Annotated in this window: 24 protein-coding genes; 12 read left to right on the top strand and 12 right to left on the bottom strand. The window is 34.9% G+C overall.

Annotation, left to right across the window (positions count from 1 at the left end; genetic code table 11):
* Positions 1 to 28: 28 nt before the first annotated feature.
* Positions 29 to 1495 carry an RNA polymerase factor sigma-54 gene (rpoN, locus tag AC061E_RS01750; RefSeq protein ID WP_158730219.1) on the top strand — a complete coding sequence of 489 codons (1467 nt, stop codon included), beginning with the start codon at positions 29 to 31 and terminating at the stop codon, positions 1493 to 1495.
* Positions 1496 to 1576: 81 nt separating this feature from the next.
* Here the strand turns inward: rpoN and AC061E_RS01755 are convergent, their stop codons facing one another.
* The gene (locus AC061E_RS01755) at positions 1577 to 2170 is read right to left on the bottom strand and encodes a thymidine kinase (RefSeq protein WP_221917959.1); all 594 of its coding nucleotides are present in this window, start codon (positions 2168 to 2170) and stop codon (positions 1577 to 1579) included.
* Positions 2171 to 2422: 252 nt separating this feature from the next.
* Between AC061E_RS01755 and AC061E_RS01760 the strand changes: the two genes are divergently transcribed.
* The 8 genes from AC061E_RS01760 (at position 2423) to AC061E_RS01795 (ending at position 9719) form a co-directional block, all read left to right on the top strand.
* The gene (locus AC061E_RS01760; RefSeq protein ID WP_478284727.1) at positions 2423 to 3460 is read left to right on the top strand and encodes a DUF8457 domain-containing protein; all 1038 of its coding nucleotides are present in this window, start codon (positions 2423 to 2425) and stop codon (positions 3458 to 3460) included.
* A 69-nt stretch (positions 3461 to 3529) separates the two neighbouring features.
* Positions 3530 to 4252, top strand: a complete 723-nt coding sequence (gene rsmI, locus AC061E_RS01765) for a 16S rRNA (cytidine(1402)-2'-O)-methyltransferase (RefSeq protein WP_478284728.1) — start codon at positions 3530 to 3532, stop codon at positions 4250 to 4252.
* Positions 4245 to 5297 (top strand): flavin monoamine oxidase family protein, encoded by a 1053-nt coding sequence (locus tag AC061E_RS01770; RefSeq protein WP_478284729.1) that lies wholly within the window; start codon positions 4245 to 4247, stop codon positions 5295 to 5297. The genes rsmI and AC061E_RS01770 overlap by 8 nt, the downstream gene beginning before the upstream one ends.
* A gap of 11 nt (positions 5298 to 5308) precedes the next feature.
* Positions 5309 to 5653, top strand: coding sequence for a HopJ type III effector protein (locus AC061E_RS01775; protein ID WP_478284730.1), 345 nt, complete (start codon positions 5309 to 5311; stop codon positions 5651 to 5653).
* A gap of 66 nt (positions 5654 to 5719) precedes the next feature.
* Complete coding sequence (gene recJ, locus AC061E_RS01780) at positions 5720 to 7426, top strand: single-stranded-DNA-specific exonuclease RecJ (RefSeq protein ID WP_478284731.1); 1707 nt, start codon at positions 5720 to 5722, stop codon at positions 7424 to 7426.
* A gap of 5 nt (positions 7427 to 7431) precedes the next feature.
* A complete protein-coding gene (locus tag AC061E_RS01785) occupies positions 7432 to 8703 on the top strand; it encodes an MFS transporter (protein WP_478284732.1) in 1272 nt (423 codons plus the stop codon).
* A 139-nt stretch (positions 8704 to 8842) separates the two neighbouring features.
* Entirely contained in the window at positions 8843 to 9199 is a 357-nt protein-coding gene (locus AC061E_RS01790; protein ID WP_478284733.1) for a hypothetical protein, read from the top strand.
* 214 nt (positions 9200 to 9413) lie between these two features.
* Positions 9414 to 9719: a YbjQ family protein gene (locus tag AC061E_RS01795; RefSeq protein ID WP_478284734.1), complete on the top strand. Its 306-nt coding sequence runs from the start codon at positions 9414 to 9416 to the stop codon at positions 9717 to 9719.
* 958 nt (positions 9720 to 10677) lie between these two features.
* On the opposite strand, the gene AC061E_RS01800 is transcribed toward AC061E_RS01795, so the two are convergent.
* The 5 genes from AC061E_RS01800 to AC061E_RS01820 form a co-directional block, all read right to left on the bottom strand.
* Positions 10678 to 11007 carry a hypothetical protein gene (locus tag AC061E_RS01800; protein ID WP_478284735.1) on the bottom strand — a complete coding sequence of 110 codons (330 nt, stop codon included), beginning with the start codon at positions 11005 to 11007 and terminating at the stop codon, positions 10678 to 10680.
* Positions 11008 to 11216: 209 nt separating this feature from the next.
* Entirely contained in the window at positions 11217 to 12944 is a 1728-nt protein-coding gene (locus AC061E_RS01805) for a T6SS effector amidase Tae4 family protein (protein ID WP_478284736.1), read from the bottom strand.
* A gap of 137 nt (positions 12945 to 13081) precedes the next feature.
* Positions 13082 to 13645 (bottom strand): ribosome recycling factor, encoded by a 564-nt coding sequence (gene frr, locus AC061E_RS01810; RefSeq protein ID WP_144894208.1) that lies wholly within the window; start codon positions 13643 to 13645, stop codon positions 13082 to 13084.
* A 76-nt stretch (positions 13646 to 13721) separates the two neighbouring features.
* Entirely contained in the window at positions 13722 to 14429 is a 708-nt protein-coding gene (gene pyrH / locus AC061E_RS01815) for a UMP kinase (RefSeq protein ID WP_086453837.1), read from the bottom strand.
* Positions 14430 to 14496: 67 nt separating this feature from the next.
* Complete coding sequence (locus AC061E_RS01820) at positions 14497 to 15276, bottom strand: patatin-like phospholipase family protein (protein ID WP_478284737.1); 780 nt, start codon at positions 15274 to 15276, stop codon at positions 14497 to 14499.
* Positions 15277 to 15383: 107 nt separating this feature from the next.
* Here AC061E_RS01820 and AC061E_RS01825 point away from each other — a divergent pair, with 107 nt between their 5' ends.
* A complete protein-coding gene (locus AC061E_RS01825; RefSeq protein WP_478284738.1) occupies positions 15384 to 15998 on the top strand; it encodes a thioredoxin family protein in 615 nt (204 codons plus the stop codon).
* Positions 15999 to 16371: 373 nt separating this feature from the next.
* Here the strand turns inward: AC061E_RS01825 and AC061E_RS01830 are convergent, their stop codons facing one another.
* The 5 genes from AC061E_RS01830 to AC061E_RS01850 form a co-directional block, all read right to left on the bottom strand.
* A complete protein-coding gene (locus tag AC061E_RS01830; RefSeq protein ID WP_478284739.1) occupies positions 16372 to 16893 on the bottom strand; it encodes a hypothetical protein in 522 nt (173 codons plus the stop codon).
* Positions 16894 to 17598: a tRNA pseudouridine(55) synthase TruB gene (gene truB / locus AC061E_RS01835; RefSeq protein ID WP_478284740.1), complete on the bottom strand. Its 705-nt coding sequence runs from the start codon at positions 17596 to 17598 to the stop codon at positions 16894 to 16896.
* 6 nt (positions 17599 to 17604) lie between these two features.
* Positions 17605 to 18414 carry an undecaprenyl-diphosphate phosphatase gene (locus AC061E_RS01840; RefSeq protein WP_478284741.1) on the bottom strand — a complete coding sequence of 270 codons (810 nt, stop codon included), beginning with the start codon at positions 18412 to 18414 and terminating at the stop codon, positions 17605 to 17607.
* The gene (locus AC061E_RS01845; protein WP_182649628.1) at positions 18415 to 18657 is read right to left on the bottom strand and encodes a DUF3098 domain-containing protein; all 243 of its coding nucleotides are present in this window, start codon (positions 18655 to 18657) and stop codon (positions 18415 to 18417) included.
* A 64-nt stretch (positions 18658 to 18721) separates the two neighbouring features.
* Positions 18722 to 19597: a cell division protein FtsX gene (locus AC061E_RS01850; protein WP_478284742.1), complete on the bottom strand. Its 876-nt coding sequence runs from the start codon at positions 19595 to 19597 to the stop codon at positions 18722 to 18724.
* Positions 19598 to 19816: 219 nt separating this feature from the next.
* Between AC061E_RS01850 and AC061E_RS01855 the strand changes: the two genes are divergently transcribed.
* Together AC061E_RS01855 and AC061E_RS01860 are read left to right on the top strand one after the other, a co-directional pair.
* On the top strand, positions 19817 to 22972 hold the full coding sequence (locus tag AC061E_RS01855; RefSeq protein WP_478284743.1) for a leucine--tRNA ligase: 3156 nt from the start codon (positions 19817 to 19819) through the stop codon (positions 22970 to 22972).
* 162 nt (positions 22973 to 23134) lie between these two features.
* The gene (locus tag AC061E_RS01860; protein ID WP_478284744.1) at positions 23135 to 23821 is read left to right on the top strand and encodes a zinc metallopeptidase; all 687 of its coding nucleotides are present in this window, start codon (positions 23135 to 23137) and stop codon (positions 23819 to 23821) included.
* A 110-nt stretch (positions 23822 to 23931) separates the two neighbouring features.
* Here the strand turns inward: AC061E_RS01860 and AC061E_RS01865 are convergent, their stop codons facing one another.
* The gene (locus tag AC061E_RS01865; RefSeq protein WP_144889762.1) at positions 23932 to 24402 is read right to left on the bottom strand and encodes an Lrp/AsnC family transcriptional regulator; all 471 of its coding nucleotides are present in this window, start codon (positions 24400 to 24402) and stop codon (positions 23932 to 23934) included.
* Positions 24403 to 24543 lie beyond the last annotated feature (141 nt).

Consider the following 24543-nt stretch of genomic DNA (forward strand, 5'->3'; position numbering starts at 1 on the left):
GTTACTCAGTAACTCAGTACCTTTTTTTATGCTAAAGCAATTCTTAAATTTAAAATTATCACAAAAATTATCTCCACAGCAAATCCAGCTGATGAAGTTAATACAATTGCCTACGCAAGCTTTTGAACAACGTTTGTTAGAAGAAATGAACGAGAATCCTGCACTGGAATCAGGGAAGGAAGAAGATGAATACGAAAAAGATGAGTTCGAAAACGAAGATTACGATGATTATGACGATGCCGAATCAGAACGAATTGATGCCGAAGATATCAATATAGATGAGTATTTAAGCAACGATGAAACACCGGATTATAAAACACAAACCAGCAATTACAGTGACGATGATGATGATCGCGAAACACCATTTGCTGCGCCAATTAGTTTTCACCAAGATTTAATCAATCAGTTGAATACTTTTATCTTAAATGATGAAGAGCGCGAAATTGCTGAATTTTTGGTTGGAAGTATTGATGATATGGGTTATATCCGCCGTAGTATAGCGGATATGGTTGATGATATGGCATTTACCCAGGGTATTTATACCGATGAAAAAATGGTGCAGAAAATGCTCCACGTTATCCACGAACTAGAACCATCAGGCGTAGGTGCGCAAGATTTACAAGAATGTCTCTTGTTGCAACTCAAACACAAAACACCCACTGAATCCGTTGATTTAGCTATCGATATCATCGAAAATCAGTTTGATGCGTTTACTAAAAAACATTACGACAAATTACTTCAAAAATACGGTGTGTCAAATGAACAGCTTAAAAAAGCCATTCATGAAATTGAGAAACTGAATCCAAAACCAGGCGGTTCATTTACCGGAAACAATAAAGTGACCGAAAATGTGGTTCCTGATTTTGCTATTCGAATTGTAGATGGCGAACTGGAACTGACTCTTAATGGACGTAACGCACCATCGCTGCATGTTTCCAAAGATTATCAGGAAATGATGCAAACCTATAAGGATTCCCGCGATAAATCAGCGCAGCAAAAAGATGCAGTGCAGTTTATTAAGCAGAAACTGGATTCGGCTAAATGGTTTATTGATGCCATCCGTCAGCGTCAGGAAACTTTATTTGTTACCATGAATGCGATTATGCATTATCAAGAAGAATTTTTCCTTGATGGCGATGAGACCAAGTTGAAACCGATGATCTTAAAAGATATTGCTGATATGGTAGGTCTTGATATTTCTACCATTTCACGTGTGGCCAATAGTAAATACGTAGAAACGCCCTATGGCACTAAATTGATCAAAGAATTCTTCTCAGAAGCCATGAAAAATGATCAAGGTGAAGACGTTTCGACATTAGAAATCAAAAAAATTCTACAAAACACCATTGAAGAAGAAGACAAGAAAAAACCATTACCAGACGATCAATTAGCAGAAATCCTAAAAGAAAAAGGGTATCCAATTGCGAGAAGAACCATTGCAAAATATAGAGAACAACTGGATATTCCTGTGGCAAGAATGAGGAAGAAAATGTAGAATTGCTGACTTAGAAATACTAAAAAGGGGAAATTTGTTTTAAACAAACTTCCCCTTTTTTTTATAAAAGAATAATTCCCCTTATTTTTTCTCCTGATCTTTCCGCATCGCATGATAATAAGCGGCACGGCTTAAAGGTTCGTATTCTTCGGTTTCACCTAACATCACCAGTTTGTCATTATCGGTTTTACGAAAACTATAATTTGCTAGATTTCCAGTTCTAGTGCACACCGCATGCACTTTTGTTACATACTCTGCAGTTGCCATTAAAGCAGGCATGGGACCAAAGGGATTTCCTTTAAAATCCATGTCCAATCCTGCAACAATCACTCGGATTCCTTGATTTGCAAGATCATTACAAATCTTTACAATTTCATCATCAAAAAACTGTGCTTCGTCAATGCCCACCACATCACAACCTTGTGCCAGTATTGCGATATTTGCAGCAGCAGGAACCGGTGTAGAGCGAATTTCATTGGAATCATGCGAAACCACCATTTCCTCGTCATAGCGCGTGTCTATTGATGGTTTGAAAATTTCTACTTTTTGCTTGGCAAACTGCGCTCTTTTCAAACGACGGATTAACTCTTCGGTTTTACCCGAAAACATGGAGCCACAAATGACTTCGATCCAACCAAATTGTTCTTTGTGATTTACTGTATTTTCGAGAAACATTTTGTTTTTTTCTGACTTAAAAAATGAATAGTTTTTATTACTTTGTAATAGAATTTTAGACTTAAAAATTTTATACTTTTACGTCGTTTCAAAAGTATACAATTTATATCAAATCCGAGATTCGGGAACACTTATTTCAAAAAAATAAAAGTGTCAGATTTCTAGAAACGGGTTTTGAAACAACGCAACAAAGCACCCAAAACAAATTACAAAACAATAAAAATTACCTAAAACGCTATAATGTCAACAGTTATGAAAAAGAAATTGGAAGCCGATTTGATCAGTATTGCACACCGAATATTACAGCTAAAAAACAAATCCGATATCAATCAATTGTATTTTGAGACCCAAAAACTGTATGAAAAACTTACTGTTTTACGCTTTGTTGAAGAGCATTTTGGGGATGTAAAACCAACTATTGGACTTGCTGCAATGACAGACCAAGTAGTTGAAGTTTTTGAAAAACTTGATACACCTATTGAAAATGAAATCGTTGCAATTGATAACGAAAATACAAGTACTGTTGAACCTACAGAAGATCTAGTTCCTGAGCCAGAAGTAAATCAAGAGGTTCCAGAAGAAGTGACACTGTTAGAAGAAGCAACACCAGTACTAGAAGAACCAGAACAAGAGCTAGCAGTTGAGGAACAAGTTGTAGAAGTAGCTCCCGAAGAAACCAATACAGATGCCGAGGAAGAAATTATCGAAGAAATTCCAGAACCAGAGTCCTCAACCGATTTAGAAATAGAAGTAGAGCAGCCAGTAATTGAAGCAGAGTTTAAGCCAGCATTTGAACTTTCACATGAGATAGAACCGGTTGCAGAAACTCCTAAAAAAGTAAATCAAGAGCCTATTCAGATTTCTTTTCAGGATTTATTAGGAGGCGATTACCATGATACGCTTTTTGTAAAAAAACAAGCAGTTGAAAATACTCCAGCAATAGAGCATCTTGAAATAGAAGAGGAAGTTGCTGCTAAACCAGTTACAACGCCAGAGACAGTTGCAGAAAGTACAAATGAAATACCAGCTGTAAAAGCAGTTTCATTAAACGATAAACTAGCTAAAGGAATAAATATCGATTTGAATGACCGTTTGGCATTTATCAAGCATCTTTTTGGGAACAGTAGCGAAGATTACAACAGAGTTTTAAGTCAGTTAAATTCCTTTAATTCTTTTTATGAAACTCGCGATTTCGTTCAAGAAATGGTGAAACCGGATTATAACAATTGGGTTGGGAAACAAGATTACGAAGACCGTTTTATGGATATCATCGAAAAGAAATTCTTGTAAATCCAGCTCCTTCATGAGCAATCAATTTGAACAATTACAAGCAATAGCTTGTATGCAACCTTAATGACCATGTCAAAATTATATATCGTTCCTACACCCATTGGCAATCTCGAAGACATGACTTTTCGAGCCATTCGAATACTGAAAGAAGTCGACTTGATTCTTGCTGAAGATACGCGTACGAGCGGCAAATTGTTGAAGCATTTTGAAATTGGCACGCACATGTACAGCCATCACATGCACAACGAACATAAAACTGTTGAGAACCTTATTTCAAGATTAAAAGCGGGTGAAAACATCGCTTTAATTTCTGATGCGGGAACGCCAGCCATCTCTGATCCTGGTTTTCTTTTAACGCGTGCTTGCATAGAAAACGGTGTTGAAGTAGAGTGTTTACCTGGAGCTACGGCGTTTGTACCCGCTTTAGTAAACAGTGGTTTACCTAATGATAAATTTATTTTTGAAGGTTTTATGCCTGATAAAAAAGGGCGTCAAACCCGTTTTTTGGCATTAGCTGAGGAAACGCGAACGATGATTTTATATGTCTCACCACATAAATTGGTAAAAACTTTAGTAGAGTTTAGTACCTATTTTGGTGAAGACCGTCAAATTTGTGTTTCCAGAGAATTATCAAAATTACATGAAGAAAATGTGCGTGGTACGGTTAAAGAAGTTGCAGCACATTTTGATAAAACAGCACCAAGAGGGGAAATCGTGGTTGTTGTTGCAGGTAAGCCTGTGACAAAAGAACCTAAAAAGAGTAAATTTTCAGGAGAGGAGTTACATGAGTAAGGATAAAGTAATCATTATTGGTGCAGGTTTGTGTGGCTTGTATACTGCTTTTTTACTGCAGCAAAAAGGAATTGAGGTTCTAGTTTTGGAAGCGAATGATCGAATAGGTGGCCGCATAAAAACCGTTACTGCCACAACTGGAGTCACCATCGAAATGGGTGCAACTTGGTTTGGGAACCAACACCGCAATCTCTTAGCATTAGTTCACGAATTCAATATTCCCTATTTCAGACAGCATAATCAAGGTATTTCCTTATTTGAAACGATGTCCTTTGTACCACCGCAAAAATTCGAAATCTCAGAGGCTGAAGAACCTTCGTTCCGAATAGAAGGTGGAACCAAGGTATTGATTGAGCAACTCATCAGTAAAGTTGGCATCGAACATATAAATACAAAAACGAAAGTTACCTCAATAAAAGAGCAAGGCAATCAATTGGTTGTAACAGATACCAATGGGAACAACTACTCAGCTGACAAAGTTATCAGTACTGTTCCTCCTAATTTGGGGATTAATACCATAACTTTTGAACCCCATTTACCCGATAATTTAGTTCAAGTAGCCCAGAAAACGCATACGTGGATGGGCGAAAGTATTAAATTTGCAGTAGCCTATACAACTCCTTTTTGGAGGGTGCAAAATTACTCAGGCACGCTATTCAGCCAAGCAAGTATTATTCAGGAAATGTATGACCACACTTCTTTTGATCATTCCGGCTTTGCTTTAAAAGGCTTTTTAAATGCGGGAACATCTGTACTCTCTAGAGAAGAGCGCCAACAAAAAGTAATCACCCAATTGACAACTTTTTTTGGTCCTGAAGCAGCAAACTATGTTTCCTATCATGAAAAGGTATGGAGAGAAGAATCTCTAACATTTCATCTTTACGACCAACTTGTTTTAGCACATCAAAACAATGGTCACATGGCTTTTCAAAAACCGCTTTTGAACGGAAAACTGTATCTATCCGGTTCAGAAACCGCTTTGCAAAACCCAGGTTATATGGATGGTGCGGTAGCTGCCGCAAAAACTATTTCATCTCAATTTTAATATTTTTGATTATGACAATCAACACTTTTTTAGAAAAATTAAATACAACGCCAGAATCAATCTCATTTGCAGATACCATTGCAGTTATTGAGCAACATTATGATTTTGAACCCACTGCGTTTGAGAATGGTACTCAACACAATGCTGCTGGTGAAAACTCAGGTTCTTGTAAAATATTTGCTTTTGCAGAAATGCAGGAACTAACTCCAGAAGCAACTTTGGCTTGCTTTGGCGCTTACTATTTTGAAGATGTTTTAGGAAATCCTGACGCGACTGATCATCAAAACATTCGCAATTTTATGAAAACGGGCTGGGACGGTATCGCTTTTTACGGCAGTGCTTTAACATTGAAATAAAACAGCTAAACTACCTTTTCGATACTACTTCATATCGAAATTTCAAATTTATAATTAAACATCAATATGCGTTGGACTCTTAAACCAAATCCACCTGAGGAGACTGTGAAATATTTGGCGAAAGCCTTAAATGTAGAAGACTTTGTGGCGACTTTATTAGTGCAACGTGGCATCACCACTTTTGAGGAAGCTAGAGCTTTTTTTCGTCCAAGTTTAGACAATTTACACGATCCATTTTTGATGAAAGACATGGATAAAGCAGTGTCTCGAATTGAAACAGCGATTGAAAATGGTGAAAACATTCTGGTTTTTGGTGATTATGACGTAGATGGCACTACTGCTGTTTCGCTAGTATCCTCATATTTAAAATCCTTTTATCCCAATGTGGCTACCTATATTCCTGATCGCTATGATGAGGGTTACGGGGTGTCATTTAAAGGTATTGATTTTGCTGATGATAATGAATTTACCTTAATTATTGCATTAGATTGTGGTATTAAATCCATAGATCATGTCAATTATGCTAAGGCAAAAAATATTGATTTTATCATTTGTGATCACCACAGACCAGGCGATTCTTTGCCTGATGCAGTTGCAATTTTGGATCCAAAACGTGACGATTGTACCTATCCCTATGACGAGTTGTGTGGTTGCGGAATAGGTTTTAAACTTATTCAAGCGTTAGGCAGTAACCGAGAGCAAAGTATTACTGATTTGATTCCGTACTTGGATCTTGTAGCAGCAGCTATTGCTGCCGATATTGTTCCTATGACTGGTGAAAATAGAGTCTTGGCATACTTTGGCTTACAGGTTATAAACAGTGATCCTAGACCAGGAATTAAAGCAATCATTCACCAAATAAAAAAACAAACATTGGACATTACCGATGTAGTTTTTATTATTGCACCCAGAATTAATGCCGCAGGTCGCATTAAACATGGCAACCACGCTGTGGAATTGTTAACCGAATTTGATTTTGAACAAGCACAACAATTTGCCTCCGAAATCGAATCCTACAATGTGGAACGTAAGGATTTAGACAAATTAATTACCAAAGAAGCACTGCAACAAATTGAGAATAAAGGGGAACAAGAACGTTTTACGTCGGTTGTTTTTCAAGAAGATTGGCACAAAGGTGTGATTGGAATCGTTGCTTCTCGATTGATAGAAACTTACTACCGTCCTACACTTGTTTTTACTAAAAGTGGAGATAAGTATGCTGCTTCGGCTCGGTCTGTAAAAGGATTTGATGTATACAATGCACTTGAATCTTGTGCCGAACATTTGGAACAATTTGGAGGTCACATGTATGCAGCAGGCATGACATTGCTTCCAGAAAAATATCAGGAATTTAAAGATGCTTTTGAAAAAGAAGTTAAAAATACGATTCATCCTGATTTGTTAACTCCAGAAATTGCTGTTGATGCCGAAATTAATTTTACGGATATTACGCCAAAACTTATTCGAATACTCAAACAATTTGAACCCTTTGGTCCACAAAATATGACTCCCATTTTCCTAACTCAAAACATCAAAGACACAGGCTATGGAAAAACAATGGGACAAGAAGACGATCATTTAAAACTTTTTGTAAAACAATCTCTAAGCCTCGGGACCGAAGGTTTGGCAGCCATTGGGTTTAATTTAGGAAACAAAATCGAATTAACTGCACATCAAAAACCTTTTCAAGCCGTGTATTGTATCGATGAAAATGAATGGAATGGCAAAGTAAGTTTGCAATTACGTCTAAGAGATATTAAAGCACAAAATTAGAATCGATGAAACAAAATGATCCGTACTCCGCATTACGCTATAGAGAATTTAATATTTTTTTATTACTCCGTTTTGCGATGGTTTTTGGCTGGTCGATGCAGTTTATCGTCATAGAATGGGAAGTTTATAGTTTGACTAAAAGTCCCTTATCATTGGGTATAATAGGTTTAATGGAGGTTATTCCAGCAGTAGGAATGGCCTTATTTGCGGGTCATATTGTAGATCAAAAGGAGAAAAAAGGATTGCTTTTTAAATGTATATTGGGTTTTGCAATCATCAGTTTGGGGTTGTTTTTATTGACGTGGCCTCCTTTTATAAAAGATTTTGCAACCCAAACCATTCTAAATTCCATTTACTTTTGTGTGTTTTTAGGTGGATTAGTTCGTGCTTTTCTGGGACCAACCATATTCTCTCTTTTGGCCTTGATTGTTCCTAAAAAAGTGTACCCAAATGCGGCTACATGGAGCAGTTCTGTTTGGCAAATTAGTTCGGTTTTAGGGCCTGCAGTAGCGGGTTTCTCAATAAATTGGATTGGCGTTCATTGGTCTATGTGTATTGTTTTAGGCTGCTCGCTTTTTGCGTTACTGGCTTTGTCTCAAATTGGAACCAAACCTATTTTGAATCCAAAAATTGGTGAGCCTGTCATGGAAAGTTTAAAAGAAGGTGTGAAATTTGTTTTCAACAACAAGACCATTTTAGGAGCTTTGTCGCTGGATATGATTGCAGTCCTTTTTGGTGGTGCTGTAGCACTATTACCAATATTTGCGCAGGATATTTTAAAAGTAGGACCGCAGGGATTTGGTGTTTTGAGAGCTGCTCCCGCTGTTGGCGCTTTTTTAATGCTGATTATCTCAGCATACATTCCTTTTACAAAAAATGCGGGAATGAAATTATTGGTAGCCATTTTTGCGTTTGGAATTTGCATCATTGTTTTTGGACTATCCTCTATTTTTTGGTTGTCTGTTGCGGCTTTATTTTTAAGTGGTGTTTTCGATGGATTTTCGGTGGTGATACGTCAAACCATTCTCCAATTGAAAACTCCTGATCACATGCGCGGTCGTGTAGCGGCTGTAAATTCAATTTTTGTAGGTTCATCAAACGAATTAGGTGCTTTTGAAAGCGGCTTAACTGCGAAACTGATGGGAACTGTGAGCGCAGTGGTCTTTGGCGGAAGCATGACTTTAATTACTGTTCTCTTGACAGGTATTGTATCGCCAACTTTTAGAAAATTAGACCTGCAACAAGATGTTGAAGATCATGAAAAGAGCGAAGAATAATTTTTTGAAATGAGTAACTCCTAGTCATTATTTAAAAGACGATTCCCATTATCATTCTCAAACTATTTTATTTTTTTTTAGCTTTTATTATTTAGAATAAATATAAATAATGCGTATTTTTGTGTCAAACAGAATACAGATGCAAGAAATAAAACAGATCTATCGTAATAATTTAGGCAGCGCTTTTTACTGGAAAAAAGACAATGCAGTTCTATGGGACAAAGTTCAACTGATTTTTAGAGAAACGGGATTTTATTTTACCCCACAAGAATTGCAATTGTTTAAGTGCTGTATTGACGAGAGTTACCTCCAAAACAACTGCTGCGCCTCTTGTGAACTAAAAAACAAGTGCCATAAGTTTTTGTTGAAAACACCTTGTTCTCAAATTGATTTGGCCGTTTCTATGGAGGAATTAAATGCTGTTAAAGATTTAATAGAAGGAACTTTGTTTAAAATAAAGTTAGAATATTATCTTTTTGGAGAGGGAATGAATTGATGTTTTCTAATGAATTTCAATCCTACTTTTAGACACAAAACTGAAGTAGTTCTATTTCAAAGAAGCACTCCTTTTACAATTGTAACGCCATAAAATCTAAGTCAACTGTGGTATTTTAGTTTGCCAATATAAATTAGAGCTTTATCAGATGGTATTGCGTAACAAGAGTATGAAATTGTAGTCTAATAAAGAAACCAACTTAAACTTTATAATTATGATTTTAACGACAACTAATTCTGTAGAAGATTACAAAATATTAGAGTATAACGGCATAGTGTCTGGAACAGCCATAAACATGCAAAAAATGGGTCTAACTTTTAGCATGCAAAAATATTATGACGGAATCAGTGAAAGTATAGCAGAAGTAAGAGAGAAGGCATTTGCCAACCTAAAAGTAAATGCCGAAAAAATGAACGCTAATGCAGTTGTTGGAATTCAAGTAGATGTAGAGCTCAAAAGCGGCGAAGGATTAATCACTGTAATGATAACGGGAACAGCAGTGAGTGTTGTGAAAAGATAGGTAGCCGTGAATTCTTTTTTTCTAAACTAGTTTAGCATTAAATTAATCTAACTACTAGTTTATAAATACTACAAAACCGCCTCGTTTTGCACAAGGCGGTTTTGTAGTATTTACAAATCAGGTTTAAACCTGCATAATTTCGGCTTCTTTTACAACTAGAAGTTCTAGCTCTACCAAGTCTCATGACTTCGTAAATATTTAAAGGATTCATGATACGTAAACTTACTAAAAGTCTCCTGACTTTTTCTAAAAAAGTATTCTAAAATCTAGAGATTTACTTTTCAGTTCATAAGTTCACTGTTAACTAAAACAAAAACGCTACAAAATAACCAAAACGCTATTTTATAGTGTTTTACTACTGTAATAAAGTAAATAATAGTAAATGTGCCACTGGAAAAGTCTAGAAAACTTTATCATATTTACGTTTTTTAAAGGCTTTTAAATTCGCAAAGTTATGTGATTTTGCTAGGCTGGTTTAACTTATATTCCTTTCAAGTAGTTTACCTTTCTTAGTTAAGTTCTATTTTTAAGCTCGTTTAATTTCAATTGATAATATTCTGTTTTTATATTAATATACTTTTTTATTTTAATAAATAGTACTACGAAAATAAAAGTCAGAATTATTGTAATTAAAGTTGGTATAAAACTTATTACTACATCTAAAAAATTTTCCATATTTATTTGTTTTTAATATTTTGTACTGAAGTAAATTCTATTTTTCCTGACTGTTTGTTCACCAATATCTCAATTAATTTTCTTTGTTTTATCCCAAACTCTATATCACCTAATTTAATACCAACATTTATATACACCCAGCTCGTGTGCGTCACTCTCGTGAATATAATCCATATTATAACATACTTTAATTTTTAAACACTATTTAAAACCAAAATTAGATCAATCCATAAATGGCATCACGAGCGGGACGCTCGCGCGAGGGTTGTGGCATTTGAAAAACTTATTTTTTTAAAAATATACAGACTTCATTTTCTGAAATGTTTAGTTTGTAATCAATAAATTTCTCACGTGATTCGTCTGGAAAATAGCTGAATTTGTCATCGATTATGTTATATTTTTGCTTGACTGTTACAGTTGATAAATTTAATGACATCCTATGCTGATCGATTTTAAAAAGCAAAGCAAATAAAATGTCTTTGTCTGGTATGTTTTTTACAGTATCATAAGGAAGGTCCAAAATATAAAATTCAGTATATTCTAATTTATTTTTTTTTGTGCAATCAATAATAGTTTGTTGAATTTGTTTAAGATTACTATCGGAACAAGTCATAAGTTTAAAGTACTTTGTGTGACTAGTTGATCCGAAGCTAACATGTGTGTAATTATAGTTCTGACTATTAAATTTTATGGAATCTCTTTTTATATAATCTTGGGAATAGATAGAAAAAGAAAACATAAATATAAGAATATGCACTAGGCCTTTCAGTTTGTTCTTGAGAATACAAATATCGTTATTGCATCTGCTAAAAAAATTTGTAGTTAATTTAATATCCATAAGTCTATTCTTTGTATTGGTAAATTAAAAAAGCAATCAAATGCACATGTGCCGAAACCTGCAATATTGGTAAATAAAAGATCGGCATGGCCAGAAGCCCCTTTTTTATCGTAATCTTCAGTAGTTATCATGGAATATATACCGCGTATGTTTTTTAATTTATTTGGAAAATCTTCACCGTTTTGTCCTCCATCAGCTGCGTTATAAGAAAGGTGTTTATCATTTATAGGTGTGTTTCCTATTCCAGTATTTGTGCCAAAGGTTTTACGCATCCAAGCATTAAGTTCTTTGGCATTTAGGAAAAAGAATTTACCAGAAAACTCGTCACTGCCTTCAAGTGTAATACCTGGCAAATTTGGAATAACAATATCGGACCTGACAAGAGCTATAGAAACTTTTAAAGCACAAGTGTTTTCTGTTCCATCTTTGTCTTTTAATCTTGCTTCAAGGACTTTACCCCCAACTAGTGTATAAATATTATCAGCTCCTTTCATAAGAGTACCATCAGCAAAACGAGCCATATTATTTACATAATTATTGTAACTTGGTAAACTCTGTTGCTGAAATGTCAAGTTAGGATTCTCCCAAAAAGCTGCGTCATACTCGCCATCTTGTCCTTCTGGTGTTCCCATAAACCAGTTTTTGAATTGATCTAAAGTTACCTCAGAGTTGTCATTTAAAAATTTCATTGCTAAATTAGCGAATTTTAAACTTTTAGAGGACCACTGATCATTTATAACACTGTAAAGAATTAAATTGTAAAGATCTCGATTTTGATCAGCCCATATTTTTAACTCTCCTAAATTATTATAAAAAATTTGAGAAAGGAAAGTATCATAACTTTCGTCATATATTATAGAACCTTCTATACCAATATCTAATCTTGGATCAATAGGAGCAGTTGTAATGGTAAACGGATTATCACCTTGTTCAAGAGCATCTCCGGAACCAGGAAATGTTATGCTGTTAGAAAAATTCCACCCCCATGTACCATCATAATCTCCTCCTCCTCCTATTTCAGTTTCAAAGCAAACAGTATTACTTACATCCCTGTAAATTTTTGTGCAGTTTTCTCCTGCAATGTGGTCTTTGCCACCTTGATTACAAATAGGATAACTAACGGATATACAGGTTTGATTTTCTAAGCGCATCGAATTTTTTATTTTTTTTCCAGCCTCTTGATTAAGGGGTACTAGTTGTTTGTCAGCGATTAATGAAAAGGAGTTGTGCTCTTGATTTATTTCAAAACTTTTAGGATAATACCTTATTATATTTGCAGAATATTGATTTTTTGAATTTATTTGAATCACTAAATTTTCAAAATAATTAACTTTTTCACCATTTCTTTTAATCAACATGGTATATGATATCAAAGAATCTGTTTTGGAAACAACAGCATTTTTTTCTGGAAAGAAAAACTCATTAGTGGATTTAAGTTTGGAAGTATTTTCATTAACAAGGAAATTTTCGAATGACCTGTTATTGAATTTTTTTGAAAAAATAGCTTTGAAAACGTTATCAGTTTTTAATTCTGCAATTGGAATTTCATAAATAACGTTATTAGCTCCTTTTATTGTGTCATAATTATCATAATTATCCTTGCTGCAACTACTACAGATAATCAGGCTTATCAACAGTACCCTCAAAAAGGTATAGTTTCTGATCAAATTTTTGTATCTCTCGATTCGCTTTGTTTGTTTGTTTGTTTTCATATTTTTTAGTTAGTTTTCATTGTATAAAAATAAGAAATATTACACAAGCTACAATACCCACTTTTGGTGATATTTAACCATAAAAAAAACCGCCTTATCAATAAACAAGGCGGTTTTAAATTATTAGTAAGAAAGGTTTACACCTTCATGATTTCGGCTTCTTTAACGACTAATAGTTCATCTATTTTCTTGATGTACGTATTGGTTAAGTTTTGAACTTCTTCCTCGGCACTTTTACAAATGTCTTCTGAGGTACCGTCTTTTTCTAATTTTTTGATGTCGGTATTGGCATCTTTACGCGCATTACGAATCCCTATTTTAGCATCTTCGGCCTCTGATTTTGCTTGTTTGGCTAAATCTCTACGACGATCTTCTGTCAAGGGTGGAACACTTATAATGATAACATCACCGTTGTTCATTGGGTTAAACCCAAGATTAGCAATCATAATTGCTTTTTCAATAGGGTGTAACATGTTTTTTTCAAAGGGTTGTAACGTGATGGTTCTAGCATCAGGAACACTGATTTTTGATACTTGAGATAATGGTGTTGCTGATCCGTAATAATCCACAAAAACACTTCCTAACATAGCAGGTGACGCCTTTCCGGCACGAATGTTTAAGAATTCTTTTTCTAAATGAGCAATAGATCCTATCATGGATTCTTGTGTGCTATCTAATATAAAATCAATTTCTTCAGTCATAATTTCAGTTTTCAGTTTTCAGTTTTCAGTCTCAGTACGGTTTTGCCATTGTAGCAGTTTTCCTTGTGACTGTCTATTATATATTAACTACGGTTCCTATATTGTCTCCTTCGCAAATTTTGAGCAAGTTCCCTACTTTGTTCATGTCAAAAACTACAATAGGCAATTTATTTTCTTGGCTTAGTGTAAAAGCCGTTGTGTCCATTACATTCAATCCTTTTTTCAATACATCTTCAAAAGAAATAAAATCAAATTTTACTGCTGATGCATTTTTCTCTGGATCAGAGTCATACACACCATCAACACGAGTTCCTTTAAGTATGACATCAGCATTGATTTCAATTCCTCTTAAAACAGCAGCGGTATCTGTTGTGAAATACGGGTTTCCTGTTCCAGCTCCAAAAATTACAATTCTACCTTTTTCAAGGTGTCTGTCAGCTCTTCTCTTAATGTAAGGCTCTGCAATGGATTCCATTTTTAAGGCTGTTTGCAAACGGGTTTTCATTCCTTTTTCTTCAAGAGCGCCTTGTAATGCCATTCCGTTTATTACCGTTGCTAGCATCCCCATGTAATCTCCTTGTACTCTGTCCATTCCTGCACTGGCACCGGCTACCCCTCTAAAAATGTTTCCACCACCTATTACAATGGCAATTTCTACTCCTTTGTTATGAATTTGCTTGATTTCGTCAGCATATTCAGCAAGTCTTTTTGGGTCAATTCCGTATTGTAAGTCGCCCATTAAAGCTTCCCCACTTAATTTCAGTAGAATTCTTTTGTATTTCATGTGTGTGTTGCGTTGATTGGTGCAAATATAGAATTTTCTTTTTTTTTAATATAATCTTGATTGTAATTTATAAACTAAGTTTTTCAAAGGATTTTTTTGCAGCTTGGTAGCCAATATTAAATACTTGGTCCATCTTAATTTTACTAGTTTCAAAGGTGCTGTAAAGACATAAATCCTTTGGTTCAATTACCCAATCACACATGTTAAATTTGTGAATATTAGAGTTAGCCGAGAGAATGTCAAAGGCTCGCGTAGTAACAGCTTTGATAGAGCGTAAATCTTTAGCTTCAATTTTTTGAATAGGACTTACATAAATACCAATTATGGTTTCACATTGTCCTTGTAAAATATCTGTAGGGAAATGGTTGAGTATGCCGCCATCACTGTAAATATTACCATCAATTTCATATGGAGATAGAATTCCAGGAAATGCTGATGAGGCCAATATGGCATCTACGATCTTTGTACTTGGTCCAAAAATTTTGAGCTTGCCTCTTACCATATCTGTGGCTGTAATTTGTACTGGAATTTTCATCTCACCTAATGTAGCATCTTTAAAAATGGATTCAAAATAAACTCTAAACGACTCTGAGTCTATCAATCCCGCTTTTTTAAAAGTTAAGTGTTTCCAATGAAAAAGATAAATAGATTTAAAAAACTCTAAAATTTCTTCGGGTGTTTTACCCCAAGCATAGAGTGCTCCTACAATAGATCCAGCACTGGTACCGGCTACTTGGCTGGGTTTTATTTTTTGCTCTTCTAGAAATTTTATAACACCTGCGTGTGCTAAACCTTTTGAACCTCCTCCCGAAAGAACAAGTCCTATTGATTTTGTTTTGAGATCCATATTCACTATTTGTGCTAAAATTACTCTTTTTTAGAGAATGTAGAATGATATATATCAACTTTAAAAATCAATTTTTGTGGTAGCTTTGTAAAAACAAATTAAATATCATGAAAATTCCTGTAGCCAAAGCCTTGTTCAATAGCTTTTCATATACTGAATATAGAAAAAAGATTACCGATTTATTATTAGAAAAAAAGTCTACTGGACCTACACAGTCTATAGATTTAACGCATTATAGCGAACTTAATGAGACTCGAATGAAACGCCTTGATAAAACCATTGCACTTACTGAAAGGACCATTCAAGAGCTACAAGCGTTACAAGAGGAGTACATTTGGTTAGTGATTTCTGAGGGCTGGTGTGGCGATGCTGCTCAACTTTTACCCATATATCATAAAATGGCCGAAGCAACGGACAAGATTGATTTAAAAATTGTTCTTAGAGATGAAAACCTAGATTTTATGGATTGTTTTTTAACAAATAAAGCGCGTTCCATTCCTATTTTGGTAATTATTAAAAAAGGTACGGGTGGTGTATTAGGACATTGGGGACCAAGACCTCAAGCGGCAACTGATTTAGTTTTAGAGTACAAAAAAGAGTTTGGTGTTATTGATGAAACTCTCAAAACAAATTTACAACTCTGGTACCATCATGATAAAGGTAATTCTACCCAAAACGAGTTGGTACACTTAATGCGTGACTTGGATAATCAAAGACTCTAGTGCAGTAAAATCAACGTGTGACTAAATGCATGAACCAGATTTGAAATTTTTTTGATTTTTTTAAGTTTTAAATCAAAAAAATATTTGTAACTTGCTCATTGCTAACCAAGTCTACTTTTTAGTTTGCTTTTTTTATAGGTGTTTGTATGTTGTCTAACAATAAAAAACATTATTATGAAAAAATTATTAGAAAGGGTTTATGATTACCTATCTTTTTTACTTTTTGGTGGAAAAGGTGTGACTAATTATTAACTAATGACGGTGACCTTTAGTACAACATAGTTTAAAACTCTCGGTCTTAAAAAATTAAAACACATGATAAAACAAAAAAGTTTTTGTCATGTGTTTTTGCTTTTTTGAGCAGTTACAGATTTTAAAATGTAAGCAACGCCAATCCTAAACTAATGCTCCCAGTTTCTTTTTGATTTTTAAAAGCAATGTCATAATGGTTCATTTCTATAAAAAGAACTAAATCATCAGCAGTTTGAATGCCTAAGCTTAATTTTTTGTAGGTGCCATTTAATTGTCCTCGGCCTAGAGCAGTTCCTTTTCCTAGCCCAAGTTGTAATGCAATACGAGTTTCATCACTGATTTTTGGGCTCAATCTAAGATTAGCAAAAACGGGTACTAGAACAATTTTTTCAGACCATTTCCAGTCTATTCCAGAGTGTATTCCTAGTGCTATCCATTTCTTAGGTTCTAAACCAATGCCTATTTTACTGTTGATACCATCTGGCAGAAACCAGCTATTATTAGATTGTTCATTGTTGTTTTGCAATCCATTGTTTTGATTGCCTTTAATAGGTATGGAAACATCAAATTGAATGAAGGAACGTATTTTGTTTTGGGAAAAAGTAAAAAAAGGGAGCAATAATAAAATAATGAATAACCTCATTTAAAGGGTATTTGAGGTAAGACTTTCTTCAAAATCAAGAACTTTAATGCCGTTTTTTACATCATAATCGCCTATTTTTGTTCGTCTTAAAACCGTTAAGTGAGAGCCAGATTGCATGGCTTTTCCAAAATCAAACGCTAGAGAACGAATGTAAGTTCCCTTGCTACAAACTACTCTAAAATCTATTTCGGGAAGAGCAATTCGGGTAATTTCAAACTCGTGTATGGTAGTTTTACGACTTGCAATTTCAATACTTTCTCCCGCACGGGCATGCTCATACAAGCGTACGCCATCTTTTTTTATTGCCGAAAAAATTGGAGGTACTTGATCAATTTCGCCAAGAAATTGCTTTACAGTTTCGTGAATTAATTCTTCGTTAATATGAGAAATAGGGAAGGTTTGATCAATTTCTGTTTCTAGATCATATGATGGCGTTGTGGCCCCTATGAAAAAAGTTCCCGTATATTCTTTGGCTTGACCTTGAAGTTCTGTAATTCGTTTGGTAAATTTTCCGGTGCAAACTAACAATAAACCACTTGCTAATGGATCTAAGGTTCCGGCATGGCCAATTTTGAATTTTTTTGGCAAACCTACTTTATTAATCAAAGCATATTTAAGCTTATTTACCGCTTGAAAAGAAGTAAAATGCAAAGGTTTGTCAATCAATAAAATTTGACCTTCTAGGTATTCATCAGCTGTTTTCAATAGGAATTATTTTATATACGAAAAGTAAATTAATAAAAACACTCCCACTATAATGCGGTACCATCCCCATGGCTTAAATCCATATTTTTTTATGATTTCAATAAAAAACTTTATGGCAATCACAGCAACAATAAAGGCTACCACATTGCCTATAAGGAAGAGCTGAATGTTTTGATCTGATTTTAAAATGAGTTCATAACCTTTCATTTGTGAGCTCTCGTACGTCTTTAAAAAAACAGAATAGCAAGTCACTGCCATCATAGTAGGAACAGCTAGAAAAAAAGAAAATTCTGCAGCAGCATGACGGGATAAACCTTGCTGCATTCCGCCTATAATTGATGCGGCAGATCTGCTAGTTCCTGGCATCATAGCAAGACATTGCCAGAAACCTATGGTTACTGCTTTTTTTATTGAAATGTCTTCTTCCTTTAAAACGGTAGGATTTTGAAAATAGTTGTCAATAAAAAGTAAAACAACACCGCCTAAAATAAGAACAATCGCAATTGGAATAGGATTTCCTAAGATGGCTTCTATTTTATCATCAAATAATTTCCCCAAGACAAGTGCAGGTATTACGGCACAAATAAGTTTGAGGTAAAAATTAAATTTAGAAAAATCAAAGAATTTTTTCCAATACAATGCTACTACGGCCAATATGGCACCGAATTGTATAGAAACTTGAAACAGTTTCACAAAATCATCTTCTTGTATTCCAAAATAAGAACTCAAAAAAACCATGTGAGCGGTTGACGAAACTGGTAGGTACTCTGTTAAACCCTCAATAATAGCTATCAAAAAAGCTTGTAATGTATTCATTTATGCTTTTTTTGGATTTTTTAAAATAGCATAAATGGTTATCCCAAAACCAATTAAAACAGTTGTTGGCGCTAATCTAATTCTTCTAAAATTGAAGATGTCTTCATTAAAAACTGTTGGGTCTTCACTTCCTCCGCCTGACATTAGAATAAAACCTAAAGCAATAACTCCAAGTCCAATTAATAGAATTTTGTAGTTTACTTTCTCAAACAAAAATTCATTTTTTTTATCTTTATCTTCCATTTGTAAATGCTGTTGTTTTTTTTACTTAACTCTGTACCTGAGAACTGCGCCTGAATTCTGAATGCTAATAAAGGTCGTCAGTTCTTAAATTTAAAAATCGTTGTGTAGCAAAATAAGTACTCAACCAAGTAATCAAAATCCCAAAGCCTAATACCGCTACTAGTACCAGTGCAATAAGTCCTTTATCTTCTAGGATTCCTAGGTTAGGAAAACTGGTTTCTACATAAATCAAAACACCTATCAAAGCCAATACTGCAAGTGCGGCACCTATGATACCCAGTTTAACACTGCGCATTACAAATGGTTTACGGATGAAAGATTTTGTTGCACCCACCATTTGCATCGTTTTAATGATGAATCGGTTAGAGTGTATGGATAAACGCAAAGAGCTGTTAATTAATAAAACGGCAATAATAGCAAGAAAACTACTTACTATCAAGATCCACATACTTACTTTTTTGATATTGTCATTCACTAAATTAACAAGTTGCTTGTCATAAACAATATCAGATATCATAACATTTTTCCTAAGACCAGATTCTATTTTTGCAATGCTGTCTTTTACTACATAATCTCCTTTTAAATGAATATCATAAGAGTTTTGTAAAGGGTTTTCACCTAGGAAAGTCATAAAATCTTCACCTATAATATCAGTATGTTCTTTTGCAGCGGCTTCCTTAGTTACATATTTGTACGTTTTTACAAAAGGACTACTTTTTAACTGTGCATCAAATTGTTTCACAATAGTATCATTAGCTTCATTCTTAAAGAAGACAGTCATAGCAATGTTTTCTTTAAAATCGTTGGCTAATTTTTTTGAATTAATGATAAATAATCCTAAGATTCCCAGTAGAAACAAGACTAAAAATACACTTAATACTACTGAAAAATAAGAGGAAATTAAACGGCGTTTTTGAAAATTATCAAATGAAGAACTCATAGTTTATTGAAATTATTGGGTAAAAATAATAAAGAAATTCTTTATTTAAAGTTAATAACGCTCAAAGTTTTAACTTTCGTACAATAAACGTAAATTTGGCACCTAAAAATAGTCATTGCAATAAAACTTAGAACCTTTGTTACTCAGTTGCTCAGAACCTTATAAAAATGACTTGAGTTTACGAGAGCATGACTCAATTAAAAAACAATAAAAGAAGGAATGAAATACAATCCCAACGAAATTGATGCCAAATGGCAAAAATACTGGCAAGAAAACCAAACATTCAAAGCCGAAAACAACGCTGATAAGCCTAAATATTACGTTCTAGATATGTTTCCTTATCCATCTGGAGCGGGCTTACACGTAGGGCATCCGCTAGGGTATATTGCCTCTGATGTGTTTGCTAGGTACAAAAGACACCAAGGGTTTAATGTATTGCATCCTATGGGTTATGACAGTTTTGGGTTGCCTGCTGAGCAATACGCCATTCAAACGGGTCAGCGTCCAGAGGATACAACTCGTGTGAACATTGACGGTGGTGTGGATAAAGAAGGAAACCAAATTGCGGGTTACAGAAAGCAATTAGATAAAATAGGATTTTCTTTTGATTGGAGTCGCGAAGTGCGTACTTCAAATCCTGATTATTACAAGCATACACAATGGATTTTCATTCAATTGTTTAACTCGTGGTACAATAAAAATAGCGATAAAGCGGAGGATATTTCAACCCTAATTGCTTTATTTGAAAAAGAAGGAAATGCAACTGTCAATGCAGTTTGTGATGAAAATATAGATCCTTTTTCAGCTGAAGAATGGAACGCTTTCGCAAAAGATACTCAGGAAAAAATCCTTTTGAAATACCGATTGACGTATTTGGCGGAGACGGAAGTTAACTGGTGTCCGGGATTAGGAACGGTTTTGGCCAACGATGAAATTGTAAATGGCGTATCTGAACGTGGAGGGTTTACAGTTGTTCGCAAGAAAATGACCCAGTGGAGCATGCGAATTTCGGCTTATGCGGAACGCTTGTTGCAAGGTTTGAATGATATCGACTGGAGCGAAAGTATTAAAGAAAGTCAAAGAAACTGGATTGGGAAATCGGTTGGTGCGATGGTTAAATTTAAAGTCGAAAGTCAAAAGTCGAAAGTCGAAAGTGAAAAGCAAATTTCAGACTTAGAACTAGGGACTAAGGACTCTTTCATTGAAGTATTCACAACAAGACCCGATACAATCTTCGGGGTTGCTTTTATGACTTTGGCACCAGAGCATCCTTTGGTTCAGGAAATCACTACTGCCGAACAAAAAGCAGAAGTAAAAGCCTATATCGAAAAAACTTCAAAACGTTCTGAGCGGGAACGTATGGCCGATGTGAAAACCATTTCTGGAGTATTCACTGGAGCTTTTGCAGAACATCCTTTTACGAAAAAACCAATTCCAGTTTGGATTGGCGATTATGTTTTGGCAGGATATGGTACAGGCGCAGTTATGGCGGTTCCTTGTGGCGATGAGAGAGATTATGCTTTTGCGAATTTCTTCAAAGGGCAAAACGGAATGCCAGCCATCAAAAATATCTTTGATCAAGACATTTCTGAAGCGGCTTTTGGAGCCAAAGAAGGGTTTCAATTAGTCGATTCGGATTTTTTAAATGGATTAGATTATAAAAAAGGAACTCAAAAAGTAATTGAGGAATTAGAAAAAATAAACCAAGGAAAAGGGAAAATAAATTATCGTTTGCGTGATGCAGTTTTCTCTCGCCAGCGTTATTGGGGAGAGCCTTTCCCGGTGTATTATGTAAATGGTTTGCCGCAAATGATTGATGCGCAGCATTTGCCTATCATTTTACCCGAAGTTGAGAAATATTTACCCACCGAAGACGGCTTGCCGCCTTTAGGAAACGCTGCAGTTTGGGCTTGGGACAGTGTAAACAATAAAGTGGTCGAAACGAGTTTGGTTGATGATGCAACTATTTTTCCTCTTGAATTGAACACCATGCCAGGTTGGGCAGGAAGTAGCTACTACTGGATGCGTTATATGGATGCGCACAACGAAACTGAATTTGCAAGCAAAGAAGCACTTGCGTATTGGGAAAGTGTAGATTTATACATTGGTGGAAGCGAACACGCAACCGGTCACTTGTTGTACTCTCGTTTTTGGAACAAATTCCTAAAAGACAAAGGTTTTGCGCCAACTGAAGAACCATTCAAAAAATTGATCAATCAAGGGATGATTTTGGGAACGAGTGCGTTTGTGTATAGGTTATCTGTTAGAATATATCAACCTATTGGTAATACTATAATTGACAGGAGTATTAAATATTGGGGAAATAAATTTTTCTCAAAAAGTAATATTCAAGGATTAGTCAATAATATCTTTTCTCATGAAGAATTAGAAGAAAAATTATTAAAAGATTTAAAATTATCTTTGCCTCCTTTGCATAAACTCAAGTTAGTTGAAATTTTCGGTGATGATCCTTTGATAATTGAAGAACTTAATTCAATGTCAAATGAAGAAATAATCAATTATTTAAAAGGGAAAGTAAAGTTTTCTATAAATCCTCTTCATGTTGACGTTTCAATGGTGAATTCATCCGATGAGTTAGATATTCAAAAGTTTAAGGCTTGGAGAGAAGATTACGCTGATGCGGAATTTTTTTTAGACGAAAACGGTAAATATATCGTTGGCCGTGAGGTTGAAAAAATGTCGAAATCCAAATACAATGTAGTGACTCCAGATACTATTTGTGAAGAATACGGAGCCGATACCTTGCGTTTGTATGAAATGTTTTTAGGACCATTGGAACAAGCGAAACCTTGGAATACAGCAGGAATTTCGGGAGTTTTTGGTTTCTTGAAAAAATTATGGCGTTTGTATTTCGATGATAATGGTTTGATTGTTACCAACGACGCACCAACGAAAGACAACTTAAAATCATTGCACAAAACCATCAAGAAAGTAGCTGAGGATATTGAAGGATTCTCTTTTAATACTTCGGTTTCGCAGTTTATGATTTGCGTAAACGAATTGTCTACTCAAAACTGTCATTCTCGTGCTATCTTAGAACCATTGGCTATTGTAATTTCGCCATATGCGCCGCACATAGCCGAAGAATTATGGTCTTTACTTGGTCATGAAGGCTCGATAGCAGCAGTTCCTTTCCCTGTTTTTGATCCAAAACATTTGGTTGAAAGTGAGAAAGAATACCCAGTTTCTTTCAACGGAAAAATGCGTTTTACCCTAGTTTTACCTTTGGATTTAACCGCAGCACAAATCGAGGAAATCGTTATGAAAGACGAAAGAACCATCAAGCAACTAGACGGTAAAACACCAAACAAGGTGATAATTGTTCCAGGTAAAATAATTAACTTGGTGGGATAACCTATCAATTTCAATATTTAAAATTCAAAATTCCAATTTCACGATTGGGTTTGGAATTTTTTTTGACTTTTATTTAACGGATGCCAAATTGACATTAACAAAAAATGGTGTAGAATTTGCTATTTCTTTACTAACTTTAATAAAAATATAAAAAACAAAGATATGGGAATGGGTTATTTAATTCTAGCTGGAGCAATAATGCTTTTTAGTTGGTTAGTTAGTTCAAGACTTAAAAGCAAATTTGAACACTACTCAAAATTACACTTGCAAAATGGAATGTCAGGTGCTGAAATAGCTGAGAAAATGCTAGCAGATAACGGTATTCGTGACGTCAGAGTGATTTCTACTCCAGGGCGTTTGACGGATCACTACAATCCTGCTGATAAAACAGTTAATTTAAGCGAGGCCGTTTACAATCAGCGCAATGCCGCTGCTGCTGCCGTAGCTGCGCATGAGTGTGGTCACGCCGTGCAACATGCTGTGGGGTATGAGTGGCTTACAATGCGTTCTAAACTTGTTCCTGTTGTAAACGTAGCCTCTAGTTATATGCAGTGGATTTTACTGGCTGGAATCTTAATGATCAAGACTTTTCCGGGTTTGTTATTAGTGGGAATTATTATTTTTGCGGCAACAACTTTATTTTCAATAGTTACTTTGCCAGTAGAATATGATGCTAGTAATCGTGCTTTAGCTTGGTTAGAAAACAAAAGAATGCTGACGCAACAAGAACAGGCTGGTGCCAAAGATTCTCTAAAATGGGCTGCAAGAACGTATGTTGTAGCCGCATTAGGATCAATAGCGACCTTGCTTTATTATATTTCAATTTATATGGGAGGAAGAAGAGATTAATTCTCCAACTATCACATAACTATTTATAAAATCCAAATTCCAGTTTTAATGGAGTTTGGATTTTTTTTTACATCTCACTTCTCACTTTTCACTTTCACATCTCACTTTCCTCAAAGTTGAATTTGTCGATCTATTTGCTGGTCTAGTGAAATAAACGTTTCTGTTCTAGAAACGCCTTCAATAGCTTGAATTTTAGTATTGAGTAGGTGCATCAAATGTTCGTTGTCTTTGCAAATAATTTTAATTAATATAGACCAGTTTCCGGTAGTGTAATGGCATTCTAAAACTTCAGGAATTTTTTTTAAATCACGCACTGCTTCAGCGTTTCTTGCGGCCTTGTCTAGATATACACCTACAAAAGCCATCGTATTGTAACCGAGTACTTTATTGTTTACCGTGAATTTGGACCCTGAAATAACACCCGATTGTTCTAGTTTTCGCAAACGTTGGTGTATTGCAGCGCCTGATATTCCTATTTTATTCGCAATTTGAAGAATTGGTTTTCGGGCATCCTCCATTAGGTCGCGTAAAATTTCTTTGTCGATACCATCGATTTCTACTACTAGTGAATTTATTTTCATAGCTTATAAATTTAAATAGGATAATGATATTTTGTTATTATCGAAAACCAAATTTACAATAATAAGCAGTATTAGTAACATTAAGTAAAGAAATGTAATGGGTAATGTAGTGATATGAAAAAAGCCATTCGGATTTTGAAT

The sequence above is a fragment of the Flavobacterium sp. GNP011 genome (assembly GCF_056428925.1).